This is a genomic window from Clostridium sp. CM042, from assembly GCF_055080995.1.
Genome location: NZ_CM143646.1, coordinates 2438794 through 2453699 on the forward strand (window position 1 = coordinate 2438794; position 14906 = coordinate 2453699).

The following is a 14906-nucleotide window of genomic DNA, read 5'->3' on the forward strand; positions in this document are numbered from 1 at the left end:
AATATTCTACTTTAATTTAGACGCCTTAGTGGATTCATCCACTTTAGTGGATTATTAAACCAATTATATTATTTTCAATAATTACATAAACTCAAATTAAGAATGAAAAATCACATTACAATTTTTCATTCTTAATTTAATTGTTAATTATTTAAGTTCTAAAATTTCGGTTATTATTTTCAATAAATTTTTCACTTCTTCTGGTGTAGTTTCAGCCATATGAGCAATTCTAAAGGTCTTATCTTTTAATTTTCCGTAACCATTAGAAATAATAAAGCCTCTTTCACCTAATTTCTTATTTAATTCAGAAATACTGATTCCTCTTGTGTTTTTAACATTAGTCAATGTATTTGACAAAAAGTTTTCATTAGGGAATATTTCAAAATATTTTCTAGCCCACGCTCTAACAAGTTCAGCACCAGCAATATGTCTAGCATATCTGTTCTCTAATCCTTCTTCTAATATCTTATCTAACTGATAATCTAAAGCAAACATATGTGCAAGTGAAGGAGTAGACGGATATTGATAATCCTTCTTTTGAATGCAATTATATAATCCTAATAAATCAAAATATACTCCTCTATTTGTAACTTGCTTAGCTCTTTCTACTGCTTTTTTTGAGAATGTGCAAATAGCCATTCCTGCAGGTAATCCTAAACATTTCTGAGTTGAAGTTATACAAATATCTATAGCCCATTCATCTACTTTTACTTCTGTTCCAGCAGCGTTACTTACTGTGTCAACGCATACTACAACCTCAGGGTATTTTTTATAAACCGATGAAAGAACTTCCATATTATTCACGAGTCCTGTTGACGTCTCATTCATAGTAATCGTTATCAAATCATATTTACCGGTTACTAATGCTTCTTCGATCATTTCTGGAGTTGTTGCTTGTCCCCATTCAGATTCAAATTTATCTGCTGGTACTCCATTAGCTGTACACATTTCAAACCATCTGTTTCCAAATGCTCCTACTGAAAATATTGCTGCTCTCTTAGCTGTACATGAACGTACAGCACCTTCCATTAGTCCACTTCCTGAACTAGTTGAAAGTAGTATTTCTTCTTTGGTATTAAATACTTTTCTCATTTTGTCGCTTATGTTTCTTTGTAACTCCGATGCTTCCTTGCCTCTATGTGATATTTGAGGCGTAGCCATTTTTTGAAGTACATCCTCTGCTACATCTACTGGTCCTGGTATAAATAATCTTTTATGCATAATCCGCCCTCCAAGTTTTAGTTTTTTCCATTTTTTCTTCATCTTGTGATTTGTCTTGAAGTCTAATAACTATTTTAATTTTAACACTTAAATATAAATTTCTCAATATTTTTAAATAAATATTATGAATATTCTATATTTAATACATAGATCTATATTCAATATACAAATCTATATTATTATAGCATATATTTTATAATATGTCTTTAAATTACTATTATAACATTATTTCGGAGAATAAATTAATTTTACCTACGATGTTTGTTATATTCTTTACAGGTTTTCTCTTTGTTATGATATGTAACTCCCACTTATAGAAGTGGGAGACTTTTCTTCTGAAATGCCGTTAAAATATTAGTGATTTAATACTTGCATTAACCTTGATCTAATCCTGCTAAAACCTTGTCATATAGATTAACTTCACATTTATTATTTTTTAAATGATTACAATTATCACAACTTTTACTAAATGATGTACCTATTGAAGATTGAAATCCTGTTCCTACTGAGTCATATCCATTACAGCTATTTGCTACATGTGTCATCTGTTCTATATTTGGCATAATACTGTCCCTCCTTATAATTTAGAAACCTAATTAATTTCTCCTTATTATTTCCCTAATTTCATCAAATAATTCCTCTATAAATTTTCCTCTTACATAATTAACACAAATACTATAACTTTAAGACTCATATTTTAAAAATCATATTTTACCAAAACTTCTCTAATCTAAATAATTTTAATTTTTTTTATAATTTCCTACGAATTAAATAAAGCTACTAAAACATAAAATGTTCTAGTAGCTTGTATATGCTATTTAAAATAGCATCTTTTATTATACTAATAATCTAAATAATCTATTGTTTATATATGATATTAAAGTTTTTACAACTTTCATCCTACTACCTTATTCAAGGGTTTCCCACCAGTAATCTTTTATATTAATTATAGATTCAGTTTCTCTACAATATTTTGTAGTTAAACACTGCCTTAAATTTCTTGGGCATCTTTTGCATATACAGTCCACGTCTCCGCCATTACACTGTTTTGTAGAAGCTTCAGGACATTTATCACAGTTATCTCCACCTACAGCCATTTTATCACCTACCACTTTAATTAAAATTTTTTATCATTAGTTAATATCTCACATATTATTTTTCTTCATTCTCTGTCTCGTAAATCGTTCTGTACTTAATCATTATTTCATTTAAAATATCTGCTACTATTGGGGGGGTATATGTAATTGCATTAGCCCCTGCTTTTATAGTTTCCCTTATAGTTTCATTATTGGGACCACCTGTCGCAATTATAGGAAAATCGGGATGTTTTTCTCTTATTTTTCCAACTATATACGATGTCTTTTTAGCACCTGAAACATTAATTATAGTTGCTCCGGCATTTATCCTAGCCTCTGTATCTTCAAATTCTGATACGACTGTAACTATTATTGGAATATCTATAGTTCTCCTCACTTGTCTTATAACATCATTTGATATAGGACTATTAACTACTACCCCCATAGCACCTTTAAATTCAGCATCTAGTGCTAAATTTGTTACCCTTCTCCCTGTAGTAATCCCTCCTCCAACACCACAAAACACTGGTACATCTGCTGATAATACTAAGGCTTCTGTAATTATGGGCTGAGGTGTAAATGGATATACTGCAATAATTGCATCCGCGTTTGTATTTCTTATAACTGCTACATCTGTAGTAAAAACAAAAGATTTCAACCTTTTCCCAAATATTACAATTCCACTAGCATCCCTAATTGCACTTGGCAACTCTATCATATGGCTCCTCAAACTCCCTGTTATTTGAGGTACTTTTTTGCTTGAATTTTTACCTTCAATGTTTTTTTCCATTTTTATCCTTCTCTCTTTTTATAATTATTTATATTAACACTAATATAAAATTTAATCTAATTATTATGAAGCTACTAATATTTTATCAACATCGCCATTATAATTATACTTATAATGGTTATTTAATTCTACCCTTAATACTTATATTATTTTATTTATACTAGTAATTATTATGCATTTACTATAAAATAATTACATAGAGTTCAAGTTTATACATTAAGGAGGCCTTTGATGCGAAGAAAAATTCATTCCACCTATTATATGTTTATTTGCCTATCTTTATTTTTCATGATTTTGGCATTTGTTGTGGATACCCCAGCTGAAATCTTCATAGGTTTTAAAAAAATACTTTTTGAATCTAATATACTAATTACAGATTACATAGAACTTGCAGGAATTGGTGCTACTTTTTTTAATATGTCTTTAGTAGTTCTATCCTCTATATTTCTACTTGTGTATGTAGGAATAAAACCAAATGGTTCCACTATAGCCGCACTATTTACAATGGCTGGTTTCTCTCTTTTCGGAAAAAGCATTGTAAATATCTGGCCAATAATATTTGGAATTTGGTTATATTCTAGATATCAAAAAGAAAAGTTTATAAATTATGTTCTAATAGCACTATTTGGAACAACTTTATCTCCTACCGTTAATCAATTAGCATTTTTAGGTCATTTACCCTTTATAGGAAATATAATTATAGGAATATTAATAAGCACTTTTATTGGCTTTATTTTCCCTCCACTGGCAGCTTATTGTATAAAGCTTCACCAAGGTTATAACCTTTATAATATAGGTTTCGCAGCTGGCCTTCTTGCAACCTTGCTCATGTCTTTACTAAGAGCTTTTGGTATAAATTTTGAAAGTCGATTGCTTTGGTCTACAGGAAATAATTTGTTTTTTTCTATAATATTAATCTCCTTATTCATACTAATGATAGTAGTCGGATTCATATATAACGATAAAAGTTTTAAAAACTTATTTAAACTTTATAAACAACCTGGTAGACTAGTAAGTGATTATTACCTTTTATTTGGGCGTGGTCTTACTATGATAAACATGGGCATTCTAGGTGTATATTCAACTATTTACGTACTATTAATCGGAGGAGATTTAAATGGTCCTACTATAGGTGGAATATTAACCATTGTTGGTTTTGGCGCATTTGGAAAGCACCTACGAAATGTATTTCCTGTTATGATAGGCGCAACACTTGCATCTCTATTAAATATTTGGCAAATCAATTCACCTGGGATTATATTAGGCATTTTATTTAGTTCAACGTTAGCTCCTATTTCAGGACAATTTGGATGGTCTTATGGTGCTATTGCTGGATTTTTACACATTTGCCTGTGCATGAATATTAGCTATCTTCATGGTGGCTTAAATTTATACAATAACGGTTTTTCAGGAGGAATAGTATGTATAATCCTTATTCCAATTATTACTGCATTTAGAAAGGAGGTTGATTAATATTGAAACATACAGATCAACGAAATATAAAAATAGTAACTGAATTAATGGGTTATTGTTATAAACATGGTTCAGATAATGTTCACATTGATATAAATAAAGAAAATAAAAAAATTGTCATATTTGTAAAGGCGCAAATTTCCTTTATATCCAAAGAAAATCTTGAGCTTTTAGAACAATCATTAACTGCGCCAAGATGCCATGAAATGGAAGAATACTATTGGAATCTTACAGGGGATAATGATACATGTACAGAACTTACCCTCGTAGGTATGATGATTGATGAATCTCACGTAAATTATGTAGATGGCGAGTATCTAGAGATACTTTTAACTAGGATTCCATAAAGCGCTTTAAATAGCTAGGTTAGCTCACTTTCCATTTAACAATTTCAGAAGATTAAACAATTATTAATTTTGAATCTTCTGAAATATTGTTAAATCATCTCCTGCGGAGCTGTATATTAACGACTTCAGAAGGAGATTTATACTCCCACTTATAGAACTAGGAGACTTTCCTTCTGAAATGTCGTTAAACTTTCACAGTGGATTTTAAATTGTTTTACGGAAATTTATTCTTTCTTATTTAATATAGCAGTAATTAGCCTATATATCACACCTATACGCCTTTTCTCCCTTATATTCAATTTCCTTCAGCAATTTTCTTACAACTCTTTTCCCTATTTCGTCTTCACTCATTTCACATATGGCATCATCTATATTTCCCCAATCAGCCCAATCAACTTCAGGAGACTTATTTATTTCACCTTCAACATACTTAGCCATAAAAGTTAACATTATAATTTCTTTAGAAGCTAAATAATCACTCCCCAAATATTTTATCTCTCCAACGATTATTCCAGTTTCCTCTTTAACTTCTCTATGAACAGTGTCCTCAACAGATTCTCCAGTATTTACATATCCTGATACTAATACCTTTGAATTCTTAAAAGTGTAGTTTTGTTTAAGAAGTAAAATTTGTTTACCCTTCATAACTGCAACTACCACACATGGTTTTGGTGTATCGAAATACATAATATCATCCACAGGGCAATATGGAACTGCCCCTTCATCCCAGCTATCTTTCTCTATTAATTCTGTTCCACAAATTGGGCAATATATAAATTTCAAACTTTTACCTCCTTAATTCCTATGTTCTTAATCCATATGTTAGTTAACATTCTAATTCAATTATTGTTTATTTTAAAACAATTGTCATCACATTGCTTAAATCATTATCTTCGAAGGTACATTAAATCATCACCTGCGGTGCTGCAACAGCTTCGCAGAAGATGCATCGACGACTTCAGAAGGAAATTTATACTCCCACTGAAGTTTTTTCTTTGTTATAGTGCGTAACCGCCTCTTATATAAGATGGAGACTTTCCTTCGAAAATGTCGTTAAAGTTATAAAACAACTTCAACCGGATTACTTAAAGTTATAAACTTTTCACTAACTTCACATTCGTAAGCAAAAATATCAACGCCATTTTGGCATGCTATTCTTAATGCTTCTCCAAACGCTACATCCATATCATCATATGGAGAGAAATTTTTTATATTGCTCATTTGAATAAGAAATAGTACTCCAGCTCCAAATCCTCTTTTTTTAGCCTCTATAAGCTCTAATAAATGTTTTCTACCTCTCTCTGTAGGTGCATCTGGGAACTTAGTTTTACCATCTACTTCAAATGTAACCCCTTTTACCTCAAGGTAATATTCTTCATCCATGTCATTAGATAGTTTAAAATCAAATCTACTATTTCCAAAAGTCTTTTCCCTCTGTATTATATTATATCTAACCAAATTTTGTATCTTTTTATCTTTTAATGCCTCCTCGACAACTTTATTAGGAATCTGTGAATCTATATTAATGATTTTATTATCTTTATATCCTGCAATTAGATCATATAATGTTTTTCTAGTAGGATTAAGCTCTTCTCTTAATAAGACTGTGGAGCCTGGAATTAGTATTTCCTTACATCTTCCCGTATTAGGAACATGTACTATTATTTCTTTGCCATTGAGATTTACATAAGCTTGAAATCTATTTGGTCTTCTTATAAATTCGGCAACAAAAACTCTTTTATCTATAAACATAATTTCATCTCCATTTTTTAAATATACACTAATAAATAAAAATAATCAACATTATCCACAATCAAAATATTATTTTATGTGGAAATATTGATTATTATATAACGACATAAAAAAGCCCTTGCTTTTGCAAGGGCTTTTTTATGGTGACTCCTAGGGGAATTGAACCCCTGTTACCACCGTGAAAGGGTGGTGTCTTAACCGCTTGACCAAGGAGCCTTATAAAATTTGGTGGCTTACCGGGGAATCGAACCCCGGACACCATGATTAAAAGTCATGTGCTCTACCAACTGAGCTAGTAAACCATATTGGCTGGGATAGCAGGATTTGAACCTACGAATGCCACAGTCAAAGTGTGGTGCCTTACCGCTTGGCGATACCCCAATATTGTATGGTGCGTCTTAAGGGATTCGAACCCCCGGCCCACGCCTTAGAAGGGCGTTGCTCTATCCAACTGAGCTAAAGACGCATATTAAATAAATAAAATGGAGCGGGTAGAGGGAATCGAACCCTCGTAATTAGCTTGGAAGGCTAACACTCTACCATTGAGTTATACCCGCTTATATAAATATGGTGCAGGTGAAGGGACTTGAACCCCCATGCCGTAAAGCGCTAGATCCTAAGTCTAGTGCGTCTGCCATTCCGCCACACCTGCATACATATGGTGACTCCTAGGGGAATTGAACCCCTGTTACCACCGTGAAAGGGTGGTGTCTTAACCGCTTGACCAAGGAGCCTTATAAAATACTGAAATATTCTTATTTTAGTATTGACCTGGCGACAACCTACTCTTCCACAAGGTCACCCCTGCAGTACCATCGGCGCATTGAAGCTTAACCTTCGTGTTCGGTATGGGAACGGGTGTTACCTTCATGCCATAATCACCAGATTTATTTTTAGAAACAATAATTGAGAATCTACCGTCGTTGACTACGGATATTATATATAAAATATATTCTCATTATTATCTCTATATAGAGAAATTTTACTTCCTTTACAGAAAAGTATTCTCTCAAAATTGCACAGTGAATTAGTCTTTTCGCTCACGCTTAAAGCCTTGCTTCTTTCTTACGAAAGAAGTATATCGCATTATTTTTAATTATATATTTAGGTCAAGCCCTCGACTTATTAGTATTAGTCAGCTGAACATGTTACCATGCTTACACCTCTAACCTATCAACCTGGTGGTCTTCCAGGAGTCTTACTAACTTGTGTTAAAAACACGCGTTATGGGAAATCTCATCTCAGGGTGGGCTTCACGCTTAGATGCTTTCAGCGTTTATCCCTTCCAAACATAGCTACCCAGCGATGCCACTGGCGTGACAACTGGTGCACCAGAGGTTTGTCCATCCCGGTCCTCTCGTACTAAGGACAGCTCCCTTCAAATTTCCTACGCCCGCGACGGATAGGGACCGAACTGTCTCACGACGTTCTGAACCCAGCTCGCGTGCCGCTTTAATGGGCGAACAGCCCAACCCTTGGGACCTACTTCAGCCCCAGGATGCGACGAGCCGACATCGAGGTGCCAAACCTCCCCGTCGATGTGGACTCTTGGGGGAGATCAGCCTGTTATCCCCGAGGTAGCTTTTATCCGTTGAGCGATGGCCCTCCCACGAGGTACCACCGGATCACTAAGCCCGACTTTCGTCCCTGCTCCACTTGTAAGTGTCGCAGTCAGGCTCCCTTCTGCCTTTGCACTCTTCGCGCGATTTCCAACCGCGCTGAGGGAACCTTTGGGCGCCTCCGTTACTTTTTTGGAGGCGACCGCCCCAGTCAAACTGCCCACCTAACAATGTCCTGTGACCAGATTCATGGCCTCCAGTTAGAACCTCAGTACTGTCAGGGTGGTATCCCAAGGATGACTCCACACAGGCTGACGCCCATGTTTCTCAGTCTCCCACCTATCCTGTACAGACAATACCGAAATTCAATGCTAAGCTACAGTAAAGCTCTACGGGGTCTTTCCGTCCAATCGCGGGTAGCAAGCATCTTCACTTGCACTACAATTTCGCCGGATGTGTTGTTGAGACAGTGCCCAAATCATTACGCCATTCGTGCGGGTCGGAACTTACCCGACAAGGAATTTCGCTACCTTAGGACCGTTATAGTTACGGCCGCCGTTTACTGGGGCTTAAGTTCATACCTTCGCTTGCGCTAAGTAATCCCCTTAACCTTCCAGCACCGGGCAGGCGTCAGCCCCTATACATCAGCTTTCGCTTTAGCAGAGACCTGTGTTTTTGCTAAACAGTTGCTTGGGCCTATTCTCTGCGACCTACTTACGTAGGCACCCCTTCTCCCGAAGTTACGGGGTCAATTTGCCGAGTTCCTTAACAACAATTCTTCCGATGGTCTTAGGATTCTCTCCTCACCTACCTGTGTCGGTTTGCGGTACGGGCACCAATATCCTCGATAGAGACTTTTCTTGGCAGCGTGGAATCAGATACTTCGGGAATAAATTCCCTTCCCCATCACATCTCAGCGTTAAGAGCAAACGGATTTGCCTGCTTGCTCCGCCTAAATGCTTAGACACACATCCAATAGTGTGCACATCTTATCCTCCTGCGTCATCCCATTTCTAATAACGTCCATTGGTGGTATCGGAATATCAACCGATTGTCCATCACCTACGCCTTTCGGCCTCGGCTTAGGTCCCGACTAACCCTGAGAGGACGAGCCTTCCTCAGGAAACCTTAGGTTTTCGACCGTTAAGATTCTCACTTAACTCTCGCTACTCATGCCAACATTCTCACTTCTGTACCGTCCACCACTCCTTACGGTATGACTTCAGCCAGTACAGAAAGCTCCTCTACCGCGTACACAATTGTGTACACCCATAGCTTCGGTGGTAAGTTTTAGCCCCGGACATCTTCGGCGCAGGATCTCTTGACTAGTGAGCTATTACGCACTCTTTAAATGAGTGGCTGCTTCTGAGCCAACATCCTAGTTGTCTTAGAAATCCCACATCCTTTTCCACTTAACTTACACTTTGGGACCTTAGCTGATGGTCTGGGCTGTTTCCCTTTTGACTACGGATCTTATCATTCGCAGTCTGACTGCCGAAATAAAAGTATATGGCATTCGGAGTTTGATAGGGTTCAGTAACTGTTGTCAGCCCCTAGCCCATTCAGTGCTCTACCTCCATTACTCAATTAATCGACGCTAGCCCTAAAGCTATTTCGAGGAGAACCAGCTATCTCCGAGTTCGATTGGAATTTCTCCGCTATCCACAGCTCATCCCATGGTTTTTCAACACCAACGTGGTTCGGACCTCCACGGAATTTTACTTCCGCTTCATCCTGGCCATGGATAGGTCACCCGGTTTCGGGTCTACGACATGCAACTTCGTGAACTTGCGTTCACAACGCCCTATTCAGACTTGGTTTCCCTTCGGCTCCGTACCTTAAGTACTTAACCTTGCTACATATCGTAACTCGTTGGCTCGTTCTACAAAAAGCACGCCGTCACACATATAAAGTGCTTCGACCGGTTGTAGGCACACGGTTTCAGGTTCTATTTCACTCCCCTTCCGGGGTTCTTTTCACCTTTCCCTCACGGTACTTCTTCACTATCGGTCACTAGGTAGTATTTAGCCTTGGGAGGTGGTCCTCCCAGCTTCCCACAAGGTTTCACGTGTCTCGTGGTACTCTGGATTAGATCTGACTGTTTTTCCTTTTCATTTACAGGCCTATTACCTTCTGCGGAGCAGCTTTCCAGCTATCTTCAATTAAGGAATTGCAGTATTTATGATCTATCCTCAACCCCCAGGTCAAAGACCTGGGTTTGGGCTCTTTCCCTTTCGCTCGCCGCTACTTAGGAAATCGATATTTCTTTCTCTTCCTCCGGGTACTTAGATGTTTCAGTTCCCCGGGTCTACCTCTGCATACCTATTTATTCAGTATGCAGTACATAGTTGTTACTATGTGGGTTCCCCCATTCGGAAATCTTTGGATCACAGGCTATTTGCGCCTACCCAAAGCTTATCGCAGCTTAACGCGTCCTTCTTCGGCTCCTAGTGCCAAGGCATTCGCCATGCGCCCTTTGTAGCTTGACCTTGATTCTGTCTATTTACATAGACGGTTATATTAATTTTGCGAAATTGTATTAAATCAATTCATAAACTATTTTCATAGTTTTAATTTTTTTAAAACAACTTTTTTCACTGTGCAATTTTCAAAGAACATTTTAAGAAAAACTATTAATTAGCTAACTCCTAAGAGTTAACTAAAATTAGTCTCTCAAAATTAAACAGAGAACTAGGTACGATTAATTACAATAGATATTGTGCATCGACCGAAGTCAATACATCTACTCCCTAGAAAGGAGGTGATCCAGCCGCAGGTTCTCCTACGGCTACCTTGTTACGACTTCACCCCAATCATCAATCCCACCTTCGGCCGCTGGCTCCTTACGGTTACCTCACGGACTTCGGGTGTTACCAACTCTCATGGTGTGACGGGCGGTGTGTACAAGGCCCGGGAACGTATTCACCGCGACATGCTGATTCGCGATTACTAGCAACTCCGGCTTCATGTAGGCGAGTTGCAGCCTACAATCCGAACTGGGATGAGTTTTTGAGTTTGGCTCCACCTTGCGGTCTTGCATCTCTTTGTACTCACCATTGTAGCACGTGTGTAGCCCTAGACATAAGGGGCATGATGATTTGACGTCATCCCCACCTTCCTCCCGGTTAACCCGGGCAGTCTCACTAGAGTGCTCAACTTAATGGTAGCAACTAATGATAAGGGTTGCGCTCGTTGCGGGACTTAACCCAACATCTCACGACACGAGCTGACGACAACCATGCACCACCTGTCACCCTGTCCCGAAGGACTTCACCCATCTCTGGGTTATGCAGGGGATGTCAAGTCTAGGTAAGGTTCTTCGCGTTGCTTCGAATTAAACCACATGCTCCGCTGCTTGTGCGGGCCCCCGTCAATTCCTTTGAGTTTTAATCTTGCGATCGTACTCCCCAGGCGGAATACTTAATGTGTTAACGGCGGCACCGAGGTTCGACCCCCGACACCTAGTATTCATCGTTTACGGCGTGGACTACCAGGGTATCTAATCCTGTTTGCTCCCCACGCTTTCATGCCTCAGCGTCAGTTACAGTCCAGTAAGTCGCCTTCGCCACTGGTGTTCTTCCTAATCTCTACGCATTTCACCGCTACACTAGGAATTCCACTTACCTCTCCTGCACTCTAGACACCCAGTTTCAAATGCAGCACCCAAGTTAAGCTCGGGTATTTCACATCTGACTTAAATGTCCGCCTACGCATCCTTTACGCCCAGTAAATCCGGACAACGCTTGCCACCTACGTATTACCGCGGCTGCTGGCACGTAGTTAGCCGTGGCTTCCTCCTCTGGTACCGTCATTATCGTCCCAGAAGACAGAACTTTACAACCCGAAGGCCTTCATCATTCACGCGGCGTTGCTGCGTCAGGGTTTCCCCCATTGCGCAATATTCCCCACTGCTGCCTCCCGTAGGAGTCTGGACCGTGTCTCAGTTCCAATGTGGCCGATCACCCTCTCAGGTCGGCTACGCATCGTCGCCTTGGTGAGCCGTTACCTCACCAACTAGCTAATGCGCCGCGGGTCCATCTCAAAGTGGAATTTTCCGAAGAAAAATCCTTTGATGTTTCGATCATGCGACCAAAACATATTATGCGGTATTAATCTCCCTTTCGGGAGGCTATTCCCCTCTTTGAGGCAGGTTACCCACGTGTTACTCACCCGTCCGCCGCTAATCAACGTCTCCCGAAGGAGACGAATCATCGCTCGACTTGCATGTGTTAGGCACGCCGCCAGCGTTCGTCCTGAGCCAGGATCAAACTCTCAATTTAAAAGTTTACACTTTTTTAGTTGAAATGATTAATCTGCGCCAACTGTTAGGTTGTTACGCAAGCTCATTACATACTTTTAGTCTTACGACTAAATTTTACTTTATACTAAAGTAATTAACTGGTTTAACGAAATATTATTTCGCTATCTTTACCTATTTCTCTGTTTAATTTTCAAAGACCAATTTGTTTCGTCATTATGTGACGACTTCTACTATTATACTAGGTATTTCTTGTTTTGTCAACATTTTTTTATTACTATTAAAATATGTTTTTAAAGTATTATTCATATGTTAACTTATCAATTTTCACCTTTATCGTTACTCATTCATAGCGACAAGGAATATCTTATCATAGAATATTCTCCATAAAATTAAGTTTAAAGCAATTAAAATAAAACAAGTTTCGCATTCTTGGATTTTTAAACTTTATCTCTATATATCTTGTATTGATACACCAGGATAGTTATTTTAATAATACTTACTACCATTTAATAAGTACATATCTCATACAATAATTTCAACAATTATCACATATATTAAATGTTCTCCTTAACAAGCTACAAATATACCATTTTTTAATCTTTTATTTATAAAAGATTAAAAAATATAGATATTCTATCAACAATGTTTCTATTATAAAATTAACCCTAACCTAATTTTATAATTTATTAATACATAACAAATAGAGTAATATCCCTTATAAGAGATATTACTCTATTCTAAATTTCTTATTTATATAAACCACCATTAGTACGGCAACATCACATTAACATTTTAAAAATTATTAAAAATATTACTCCTGGTACTCCCAAAAATCCTGAAATTAGTGCCGTTACAGCATTTATTGGAATTGTTATTCCTACATACTTGCCTAGAAAGTTAGCAAGCAGCAATAGTAAGACACCAAAAACACAATTCATTATTAATTTAACCAGTATTTTTAGTGGCCAAGAAAAGAGCTTGACTACAATTAACATCCCCACTATACCAATTAAAAAATATAATGCTACATCCATATCTCAATCCCCCTATGTAAATCTTTAATTTTTCCTTTTTTATTATGCTTTTACCTTACTTTAAAACATTTTTTAACTATTGATGCTAGCATCAATCTCTTCTATCATGTAGCTAGCATCAATAGTTACCCCTTTTCTTCTAGCTTCCAATAAAAAATATATGTATCTAGCTTTAGATTGATCTTCTCTATAAATTGCATAGTCTACAAGTCTAGGGTCATCCGCCACTTGGAAGTATTTTTTTGCAGTTTCCCACTCAAGTTTGGCTTCTTCTAATTGGATAATAATATCCTTTTGTTCCTGAGTATATTTTAAAGTTGAAAATAACATTTCAATTATTTTTTTTCTATTCATAATAAAAACCTCCCATTTTATATCTTTTCTAAATTCTTGACATAAAACAGGAGTAATATTCTATATTTCTTTTCTTCCTTCTAAAGCTTTAGAAAGGGTTACTTCATCTATATATTCTAAATCTCCACCAACTGGAATGCCATGTGCAATCCTTGTGACTTTTGCGCCTAAATGTTTTAATATTTTAGATATATACATAGCTGTAGCTTCCCCCTCTATGTTGGGATTCGTTGCTACTATTACTTCGCTAACTTCTTCATTAATTCTTCTTATCAGCTCTCTTAATTTTATATCTTCAGGGCCTCTTCCTGACATAGGAGATATTGTCCCATGAAGAACATGATAAACCCCATTAAATTCCCTTACTTTTTCCATAGTCATAATATCTTTTGGATTTTCAACTACACATATGGTACTCTTATCCCTATTAGGGTTAGAACAAATTGCGCAAGGGTCTGTATCTGTAAAACTTCCGCATATAGAGCAGTATTTTACGGTCCCTCTAGCTTCTACCAGTGCATGAGCAAACTCCTCCACTTCTTCCTTCGGAAGATTTAGAACAAATAAAGCAAGCCTCTGAGCTGTTTTTCGCCCTATACCAGGGAGTTTGGCAAATTCTTCTATAAGTTTTTCTATTGCTACTGGATATAACTCCAATCTAGTCACCTCATAACGATGTAGCTTTTAAACTATTGTTTATTAGAACATTCCTGGCATGTTCATTCCACCTGTTAATTTACCCATTTCATTACTTGATTCATCTTCTGCTTTCTTTAGTGCTTCATTACAAGCACTCATAATTAAATCTTCTAGCATTTCAACATCATCTGGATCTACTACTTCTGGTTTTATCTTCACTTCAACAAGTTGTCTCTTTCCATTAGCTATTGCGGTTACCGCTCCACCACCAACAGATGATTCAAATTTCTTGTCTCCTAAGTCCCTTTGCATATCTTCCATTTGTTTTTGAAACTTTTGAGCTTGCTTCATTAAACTATTCATATTTCCACCCATACCTGGAAATCCACCTTTTGCCATA

12 protein-coding genes, 7 tRNA genes and 3 rRNA genes are annotated in these 14906 nt (G+C 37.1%); 2 read left to right on the forward strand and 20 right to left on the reverse strand.

Features of this window, described 5'->3' with window-relative positions:
- Positions 1 to 147: 147 nt before the first annotated feature.
- The 4 genes from ACWJJ7_RS11500 to ACWJJ7_RS11515 form a co-directional block, all read right to left on the reverse strand.
- The gene (locus ACWJJ7_RS11500; RefSeq protein ID WP_462962242.1) at positions 148 to 1221 is read right to left on the reverse strand and encodes a pyridoxal-phosphate-dependent aminotransferase family protein; all 1074 of its coding nucleotides are present in this window, start codon (positions 1219 to 1221) and stop codon (positions 148 to 150) included.
- A 374-nt stretch (positions 1222 to 1595) separates the two neighbouring features.
- Positions 1596 to 1784, reverse strand: a complete 189-nt coding sequence (locus ACWJJ7_RS11505) for a hypothetical protein (RefSeq protein ID WP_462962243.1) — start codon at positions 1782 to 1784, stop codon at positions 1596 to 1598.
- Between the two features lie 345 nt (positions 1785 to 2129).
- The gene (locus ACWJJ7_RS11510) at positions 2130 to 2318 is read right to left on the reverse strand and encodes a hypothetical protein (RefSeq protein ID WP_462964984.1); all 189 of its coding nucleotides are present in this window, start codon (positions 2316 to 2318) and stop codon (positions 2130 to 2132) included.
- Between the two features lie 55 nt (positions 2319 to 2373).
- Positions 2374 to 3087: a hydrolase gene (locus tag ACWJJ7_RS11515; protein ID WP_462962244.1), complete on the reverse strand. Its 714-nt coding sequence runs from the start codon at positions 3085 to 3087 to the stop codon at positions 2374 to 2376.
- A gap of 231 nt (positions 3088 to 3318) precedes the next feature.
- Between ACWJJ7_RS11515 and ACWJJ7_RS11520 the strand changes: the two genes are divergently transcribed.
- Both ACWJJ7_RS11520 and ACWJJ7_RS11525 read left to right on the forward strand, forming a co-directional pair.
- A complete protein-coding gene (locus ACWJJ7_RS11520) occupies positions 3319 to 4560 on the forward strand; it encodes a DUF1576 domain-containing protein (RefSeq protein ID WP_462962245.1) in 1242 nt (413 codons plus the stop codon).
- A gap of 2 nt (positions 4561 to 4562) precedes the next feature.
- A complete protein-coding gene (locus ACWJJ7_RS11525; protein WP_462962246.1) occupies positions 4563 to 4907 on the forward strand; it encodes a hypothetical protein in 345 nt (114 codons plus the stop codon).
- A gap of 258 nt (positions 4908 to 5165) precedes the next feature.
- Here ACWJJ7_RS11525 and ACWJJ7_RS11530 read toward each other — a convergent pair whose 3' ends face one another.
- The 16 genes from ACWJJ7_RS11530 to ACWJJ7_RS11605 all read right to left on the reverse strand — a co-directional run bounded on the left by ACWJJ7_RS11530 (position 5166) and on the right by ACWJJ7_RS11605 (position 14905).
- Entirely contained in the window at positions 5166 to 5690 is a 525-nt protein-coding gene (locus ACWJJ7_RS11530; protein WP_462962247.1) for an NAD(+) diphosphatase, read from the reverse strand.
- Between the two features lie 276 nt (positions 5691 to 5966).
- Positions 5967 to 6659 (reverse strand): DNA/RNA nuclease SfsA, encoded by a 693-nt coding sequence (sfsA, locus tag ACWJJ7_RS11535; RefSeq protein ID WP_462962248.1) that lies wholly within the window; start codon positions 6657 to 6659, stop codon positions 5967 to 5969.
- A gap of 141 nt (positions 6660 to 6800) precedes the next feature.
- Positions 6801 to 6875: transfer RNA gene (locus tag ACWJJ7_RS11540), tRNA-Glu, on the reverse strand.
- Positions 6876 to 6885: 10 nt separating this feature from the next.
- A tRNA-Lys gene (locus ACWJJ7_RS11545) sits at positions 6886 to 6961 on the reverse strand.
- 4 nt (positions 6962 to 6965) lie between these two features.
- Positions 6966 to 7040, reverse strand: a tRNA-Gln gene (locus ACWJJ7_RS11550).
- Between the two features lie 8 nt (positions 7041 to 7048).
- Positions 7049 to 7125 (reverse strand) — tRNA-Arg (locus tag ACWJJ7_RS11555).
- 17 nt (positions 7126 to 7142) lie between these two features.
- Positions 7143 to 7216: transfer RNA gene (locus ACWJJ7_RS11560), tRNA-Gly, on the reverse strand.
- Positions 7217 to 7227: 11 nt separating this feature from the next.
- Positions 7228 to 7311: transfer RNA gene (locus ACWJJ7_RS11565), tRNA-Leu, on the reverse strand.
- A gap of 7 nt (positions 7312 to 7318) precedes the next feature.
- Positions 7319 to 7393: transfer RNA gene (locus tag ACWJJ7_RS11570), tRNA-Glu, on the reverse strand.
- Positions 7394 to 7428: 35 nt separating this feature from the next.
- Positions 7429 to 7545 (reverse strand): 5S ribosomal RNA (gene rrf / locus ACWJJ7_RS11575).
- 219 nt (positions 7546 to 7764) lie between these two features.
- Positions 7765 to 10707, reverse strand: a 23S ribosomal RNA gene (locus ACWJJ7_RS11580).
- A 265-nt stretch (positions 10708 to 10972) separates the two neighbouring features.
- Positions 10973 to 12498, reverse strand: a 16S ribosomal RNA gene (locus ACWJJ7_RS11585).
- Together the 16S, 23S and 5S rRNA genes with 7 tRNA genes alongside form the textbook arrangement of a ribosomal RNA operon.
- Positions 12499 to 13258: 760 nt before the next feature.
- A complete protein-coding gene (locus ACWJJ7_RS11590) occupies positions 13259 to 13513 on the reverse strand; it encodes a pro-sigmaK processing inhibitor BofA family protein (RefSeq protein ID WP_462962249.1) in 255 nt (84 codons plus the stop codon).
- 72 nt (positions 13514 to 13585) lie between these two features.
- On the reverse strand, positions 13586 to 13867 hold the full coding sequence (locus tag ACWJJ7_RS11595) for a DUF2508 family protein (RefSeq protein ID WP_462962250.1): 282 nt from the start codon (positions 13865 to 13867) through the stop codon (positions 13586 to 13588).
- Positions 13868 to 13927: 60 nt separating this feature from the next.
- Positions 13928 to 14524, reverse strand: coding sequence for a recombination mediator RecR (gene recR / locus ACWJJ7_RS11600; RefSeq protein WP_462962251.1), 597 nt, complete (start codon positions 14522 to 14524; stop codon positions 13928 to 13930).
- Positions 14525 to 14566: 42 nt separating this feature from the next.
- Positions 14567 to 14905 carry a YbaB/EbfC family nucleoid-associated protein gene (locus ACWJJ7_RS11605; RefSeq protein ID WP_462962252.1) on the reverse strand — a complete coding sequence of 113 codons (339 nt, stop codon included), beginning with the start codon at positions 14903 to 14905 and terminating at the stop codon, positions 14567 to 14569.
- Between the last annotated feature and the right edge of the window lies 1 nt (position 14906).

Excerpts from the sequence above, each read along its gene's own strand:
- ACWJJ7_RS11500 (WP_462962242.1), bottom strand. The coding sequence starts at position 1,221 with ATGCATAAAAGATTATTTATACCAGGACCAGTAGATGTAGCAGAGGAT.
- ACWJJ7_RS11505 (WP_462962243.1), bottom strand. The coding sequence starts at position 1,784 with ATGCCAAATATAGAACAGATGACACATGTAGCAAATAGCTGTAATGGA.
- ACWJJ7_RS11510 (WP_462964984.1), bottom strand. The coding sequence starts at position 2,318 with ATGGCTGTAGGTGGAGATAACTGTGATAAATGTCCTGAAGCTTCTACA.
- ACWJJ7_RS11515 (WP_462962244.1), bottom strand. The coding sequence starts at position 3,087 with ATGGAAAAAAACATTGAAGGTAAAAATTCAAGCAAAAAAGTACCTCAA.
- ACWJJ7_RS11520 (WP_462962245.1), top strand. The coding sequence starts at position 3,319 with ATGCGAAGAAAAATTCATTCCACCTATTATATGTTTATTTGCCTATCT.
- sfsA (WP_462962248.1), bottom strand. The coding sequence starts at position 6,659 with ATGTTTATAGATAAAAGAGTTTTTGTTGCCGAATTTATAAGAAGACCA.
- ACWJJ7_RS11590 (WP_462962249.1), bottom strand. The coding sequence starts at position 13,513 with ATGGATGTAGCATTATATTTTTTAATTGGTATAGTGGGGATGTTAATT.
- ACWJJ7_RS11595 (WP_462962250.1), bottom strand. The coding sequence starts at position 13,867 with ATGAATAGAAAAAAAATAATTGAAATGTTATTTTCAACTTTAAAATAT.
- ACWJJ7_RS11605 (WP_462962252.1), bottom strand. The coding sequence starts at position 14,905 with ATGGCAAAAGGTGGATTTCCAGGTATGGGTGGAAATATGAATAGTTTA.